The organism is Roseibium sp. RKSG952 (genome assembly GCF_009711355.1).
In genome coordinates, this window is the sequence record NZ_SMMF01000717.1 from 1 (window position 1) to 5,374 (window position 5,374).

General features: G+C 56.0%; 5 protein-coding genes. 3 read left to right on the forward strand and 2 right to left on the reverse strand.

The genetic code is table 11. The features are described from left to right. Positions 1-147: 147 nt before the first annotated feature. The gene (locus E1297_RS04620; protein WP_209015644.1) at positions 148-1,245 is read right to left on the reverse strand and encodes a DNA cytosine methyltransferase; all 1,098 of its coding nucleotides are present in this window, start codon (positions 1,243-1,245) and stop codon (positions 148-150) included. A gap of 5 nt (positions 1,246-1,250) precedes the next feature. After that, complete coding sequence (locus tag E1297_RS04625; RefSeq protein WP_155134505.1) at positions 1,251-2,219, reverse strand: hypothetical protein; 969 nt, start codon at positions 2,217-2,219, stop codon at positions 1,251-1,253. Positions 2,220-2,367: 148 nt separating this feature from the next. Here E1297_RS04625 and rpsU point away from each other — a divergent pair, with 148 nt between their 5' ends. Genes rpsU through E1297_RS04640 form a run of 3 tightly spaced genes read left to right on the forward strand, consistent with a single transcriptional unit; the run spans position 2,368 to position 5,258 of the window. Then, positions 2,368-2,628: a 30S ribosomal protein S21 gene (gene rpsU, locus E1297_RS04630; RefSeq protein WP_155134514.1), complete on the forward strand. Its 261-nt coding sequence runs from the start codon at positions 2,368-2,370 to the stop codon at positions 2,626-2,628. Between the two features lie 48 nt (positions 2,629-2,676). Beyond that, a complete protein-coding gene (locus E1297_RS04635) occupies positions 2,677-2,931 on the forward strand; it encodes a hypothetical protein (RefSeq protein ID WP_155134508.1) in 255 nt (84 codons plus the stop codon). A 23-nt stretch (positions 2,932-2,954) separates the two neighbouring features. Continuing rightward, complete coding sequence (locus E1297_RS04640; RefSeq protein WP_155134511.1) at positions 2,955-5,258, forward strand: ATP-binding protein; 2,304 nt, start codon at positions 2,955-2,957, stop codon at positions 5,256-5,258. Positions 5,259-5,374 lie beyond the last annotated feature (116 nt).

Here is a 5,374-nt window from a genome sequence, read left to right on the forward strand (position 1 = left end):
TAACGTCTTCCCCGCCCGGAAGGACGGGGACATACGGCGCGCTCCGGTAAGAAAAAGCCGATTTCGGAACATCGAGAGCTAAATGTCGGCGGTCGCTTCTGCCCTCCGGTATTCGATATGTTTAGCGGTTTCCCCCAAGGATTCATGTCAGGCCGCGATCGACAGCTCCTCGATCTCGGCGGAAAGGTGTGCCGCGACGCTCTCGGCAAGTCCCTTGGCGGCAAGGTAGGGAACGCCGTTTCCGATCGTTTTGAAGGCCGCGCTCAAGGTCATGTCCGTCGGCAGTTCGAAGCTCGGCGGCAAGGATTGGAGAGCCAGGGACTCGGCAACGGATATCCGGCGAGGCTTGTAGGGATGCAGATGCACCTCGTTGTGTCCGTAGCAGGCCGTCGGGCTGTAACGCCAACGATGCAGTCGTTTAAATGACTTGGAGTAGGAATCTCCTTCGTCGATCTTCGCGATCTTTGGGGATTTCGGCTGGAAGTACATTCCGGAGTTCGGATGGTTCTCGACGTCGTTCTTCCTGAACCAATGTTCCACCGTCAGGTGTTCGGGGAGATCGGGACTGGGGAGAGAGGTCAGGGAACCAGGGAGGAACGGATCCTGCACAGGCCAGTCCAGAGACAGGAGGTCATCTTCCGACTTCATGCCGACCTCCCACGGGAAGGAGCGACCGGAAACGTCATTCAGGACACCGACCAGGAAAATTCGGGATCGATCCTGAGGCGCTCCGTAATTGATCGCGTTAATGAGTCTGTCGTAGAGAACGTATCCGGCGGCGGCCATGCCCGCCTTGCAGGCATCGTAATACTCTCGGTGAGCCTTCGTCCGCCAAAGTCCCTCGACGTTCTCGAAGATGAAGAAGTCTGGCTTCGCGTCCTTGATGATGTCGAAATAGACCCCCGTAAGACGGCCGTTGTCGCCTTCGCTCCCGGCTTGCTTACCCGCGATCGAGAAATCAGGGCATGGAGGACCTCCGACGAAACCGACCTTTCTGCCGCCCCTCTGGGCATCGACGACGATGGACCTCAAAAGATCGCGCAACGAGCCGTCCGTGAATTCCTCCACGGAGCCGAGGTGGTGGCCGTATTTCGGCGGTTTGGACCCCATCTTTTCCCGGGCGTGACGATATCCGCGAAGGAAGCTCGGATCCCACTCGTTAACCATGTCGACGCTGAAGCCGGCATGCTCGAACCCCAGGTCAAGAAAACCCGCGCCCGTAAAGAAACTAATGATCGAATTCATAGGGTTCATACCAACACCGCATTGCGCAAGATGCCGCGGATCACGCGCTCCGCGACCGGTACGGCCGCGCTCGATTGAAGGGCTTCCTCAATGCCTTCGAATGAAACCGGAAACCGCTCAGGGAAGCCCAGGGCATCCGCAAGAGAACGAGGGTCGTCGGAACGAGGTGCCGCCGCCTCGTGGGGCGCTGCGGCGACCGATCTCGCCTGGTGCATGTCCTGATGCGACGCTACGACAAACAGATCGACACGATCGACGGGAACGACGTTCTTGTAGGGAGCGACGACCGCTTGAACAAAAAGTTCCGGGAAGGATTTTTCGAACACCCGAAGATAGTCGCCTGGATTCGACCCGATCATCCGGCCGATGGTCCAATCAACGCGAAGAACGGAGACTTGGGCGCGGTCGACGAACGACGATATTTCCCTGATCGCATCCAGGATTATGGGGTCGGGGTTCTCCGAACCTGCGAACGCAGAGAAGGGGAATTCCGATACGAGAAGATCCAGATCTTCCGTCTCCCCGCCGCAGTGATGAGAGCCGAAATACTCCATGATCTCTTGACGGGGCGGACAGATTGCCGAGTATGCGAACTCAGCGCCGCAGGCTTCAGCGGCGAGGCGAAGTGCTGAGGAACCGGATCTGTACTCCATGGCAGACAGTCGCCACGACTTCCCCATGACCTCGGCATCCTCGAGCCACTCTCGAATAAGCCTCTTGAGGGGTCGACTCTGCTCGGCTTGAGATGGACTGAGAGAAGCTAGGTGTGACATCCAGAAGTCGTCCGCGAACTCGCCGTCGCCGGCGATTGACACGAAATCGGAGATGCCGTCGATCGCGGAGAGAACCTTTCGGAACGCGGTGAGGCGCTTCGAGATGGTCCCGCTGCTCCGCCCCGTTGAAATCAGGAAGTTCTTGAATGACGAAACGTCGCTTTCGCTGATTTCCGCGGTTTCATGGTCTATGGCCGTCATTTGAATCCTTGAGACATTCGAGGCGAAAGCATTTCCAAATCCAGGGTGCCGGCCCCTTCATGGGCTGTCAATACCATTAGTGTCTAGGATTCGAATTCTGATCACATGGGATTCGGTTGTTCCAAGGGCGGGCGGCGTTCTATGATTGATGCTAGTTTTCCAGGATGCTTTAGAGGAAGGAAGTCTAGTGCGGGTACGCGTGTACGAGAACAACGTCGAAAGAGCCCTTAAGATCATGAAGAGAAAAATCCAATCGGAGGGCATCACCAAGGAAGCCCGCAGGAAGGAATTTTTCGAGAAACCGTCGGAGAAGCGCCGGCGCAAGTCGACTGAATCCGAGAAGCGTTACCGCAAGGAACTTCGCAAGCGCGCGGAGTTGGAAAACATCGGCCTGACCACCAGACGCTAATTTTGTACCTTTCCTCGAATGATGCGAAAAAAGGATTGACGGCTCATCATGGCAATAGACATCATCGCAAGGCCTTCCGATGAATGCATCACCGTCGTCATGGACGAGGGCGAACGCAAAATCGAGGAGTTGACCCTTAGGGGAGCCGAACTGGAAGCCGGTGCGGAACTCCGCAGGTGGGTGATCGGAAGTCTTGAGGATGATGTCTTGACCGACGCGCAAGCGTGCTCTGTTGCGGTCGTAGTAACAATGGCTGGCGATGTGGTTACATCCAGCAAGAGGGTTACGTTCGAAAAGGCGTAACCTACACACACAGAGAGCGCCGAATGGACAGACGTCAGATCGAAACGCCGAAGAGCTTCTTTATTAAGGAGCGCGACCAGTTCTATTCCGACTGGCTTTTGTCCTTCTGGCGCGAATTTTTCCAAAACTCCGTCGATGCCGGATCGAAGAATATCGACATCGAGATCGAGAAGACCGGAAAACGAGGTAGCTTCGACGAACCTGGAAACTCCGAGAGGGAGGTCACGCGCATCGTCTTTTCGGACGACGGCTGCGGAATGACAAAAGACGTTCTGGACGACGTCTATTTCGCGATCGGCGCATCAACGAAAGACGATGAATCGACGATCGGTGGGTTCGGACGCGCCCGCCTGATGACCTGCTTCTCGCAGGACAGGTATTCCATCATGACGGGCGACAGGTTCGTACTCGGTGATGGCCCCAACTTCGTGAACATGGATCTCTCGGAAGCGATCGAAAAGCTCGCCGAAATCAACGATTCCCATCTCCGCATTAAGGCGGAACATAACGGTCACACGATCCGCGACATTGATCAGGACATCTATCTCCTGAAAAAGTTTAGGGCGGCCGGGGGTAATAAGGGTTGCCGGGTCGAGGTGGATCTCGACCCCGAAAGCGGCGGACGCTTCAGTGGTATTCCGACGGTTGAAAACATGAAGGCAAAGCTAAAGGAGTATCTCTCCGAGAGCCAGCTGTCTGCGAACGTCACCATCAATGGGAAGTCGCCTGAGAAATTCTTCGAATCCGAGATAAAAATACGGACGATAAGAGGTCCGGCGAAAAGGGCGCTCAGCGCCCGCCCCGAAGAGGATGCGGATCCAGTCGAATTCGCGACGGTTCACACAAGCGAGGGCAGGCAGGCTGCGCATAAGGGCAAGATCATCGTCCGCGTCGACGGCGCCTCCATGTTTACGGAGCCCTTGAGCGACGAGCGGACGCAAGTCATCATCGAGCTGAAGCGCGAGTACGCACGACAGGCGATGAACTCCAATCGCGATTCTCTCAGAGGACCATACAAGAAGGTCGTCCGTGAACTCATCGCGGAGCTGACCGTCGACAACAGGTCGGCACTCGAGGAAAAGAAGGCTAAGGAACATTTCACGATCCCGGGAGAGTTGGGCCGGAAAGTTGCGGCCCGACCGAACCTCGAAAAACACATCGGGGACAAGGTCGAAGAATCTGAACTTGGCATCATCGAGAAGATCAAATACGCCGAGAAGAAAACGGATAAGCACGAAATCCGTTCGGAAGCGGATCTTCTCGCACTCGGTCTGACAACCGATGTCTTTGGTGACTTCGTCAACTCGGCGGTCGATTTCGGCAACACGTTCATGGACCGGGTGACCTCCGAGGATGATCCGGAAATCACCTACTTCTTCGGAGAGGATTACCGCAAGGCGAAGAGCGCTGCGGCGGCGGAGAGCAAGTATCTCGGGAACCGGGTGAATGCCTTCCTGGAGGCGTCATCGGACGATCTCACGCGAATGATCGTTGAGGTCATCAAGACGCGAATGGCGGCCGAACAGAAAAAGACTTCCGAAGAGAATGCAAGGAAACTTGCGGATTTCACCGATGTCACCGTTAAAGTGATTAGCACAAACCCGAAAACCCGGCAGGCGATGCGTCGAAACGATCCAAGAAAGTGGGACGAAGTATCCGGGCGGGGAAGAACGTCGAAGACACTTCTATCGGCATGGACGGCCGCATGCTCAGTCGCCGTCGAAACGCTGATGAAGACCCATCCGAACATTGGTTCCTTCGACTGGAATGTCGGCTGGGTTTATTCGGCACCGGAGAAGAAGTGGGACGGCGACGTGGAAAGAACCGTGAACTTCAGCGCAATGTGCGTGAGGAACGGATACGGGAGCTGCTCATTCCTGCTGAACCCGGTTAATCCGGATGGAACGCTCAGGTACAAGACGTCGAGCCTCGCCGACAGACAGCGTCTTCAGGCGCTTGCCATGCATGAGGTCGCGCACGTGGTCGAAGGCCCTCACAACGAGACCTACGCAGGCGTCTTGACCGACCTTATGCAGGAATACGATTTCGCCGAAGCAAACCGCCGCATGAAGGAGAGTGCGAAGGCTGTCTACGCCGCTTTCGAACGAGGAAAGGCTTCCGTTCAGGCGATGGATGACGAACCAGGTCCGAGACCGGCGGAACGTCTGATGTCGCTTTCGAACGGTTATGTCGAAGACTCTGCACTCGATTTGACGGCGAACGGGGCCTCTTACGTCGATTGCGACGAAGACAAAGCACAGATCATGTCCGAGCGTCCAATTCAAGAACCCGACGAAGAATATGACTGGCAACCAGTTCGCATTTAACACGAAGCGTATGACGACTCTGAAGGCTCTCCGTCATCCGAGGTTGGAACTCACAAAAACGCATCTCCCACGATTTGAGGCGTGAGCGTGGGGATCTGTCGCAAGAGACCTATTGG

Excerpts from the sequence above, each read along its gene's own strand:
- E1297_RS04620 (WP_209015644.1), bottom strand. The coding sequence starts at position 1,245 with ATGAATTCGATCATTAGTTTCTTTACGGGCGCGGGTTTTCTTGACCTG.
- E1297_RS04625 (WP_155134505.1), bottom strand. The coding sequence starts at position 2,219 with ATGACGGCCATAGACCATGAAACCGCGGAAATCAGCGAAAGCGACGTT.
- rpsU (WP_155134514.1), top strand. The coding sequence starts at position 2,368 with ATGCTAGTTTTCCAGGATGCTTTAGAGGAAGGAAGTCTAGTGCGGGTA.
- E1297_RS04635 (WP_155134508.1), top strand. The coding sequence starts at position 2,677 with ATGGCAATAGACATCATCGCAAGGCCTTCCGATGAATGCATCACCGTC.
- E1297_RS04640 (WP_155134511.1), top strand. The coding sequence starts at position 2,955 with ATGGACAGACGTCAGATCGAAACGCCGAAGAGCTTCTTTATTAAGGAG.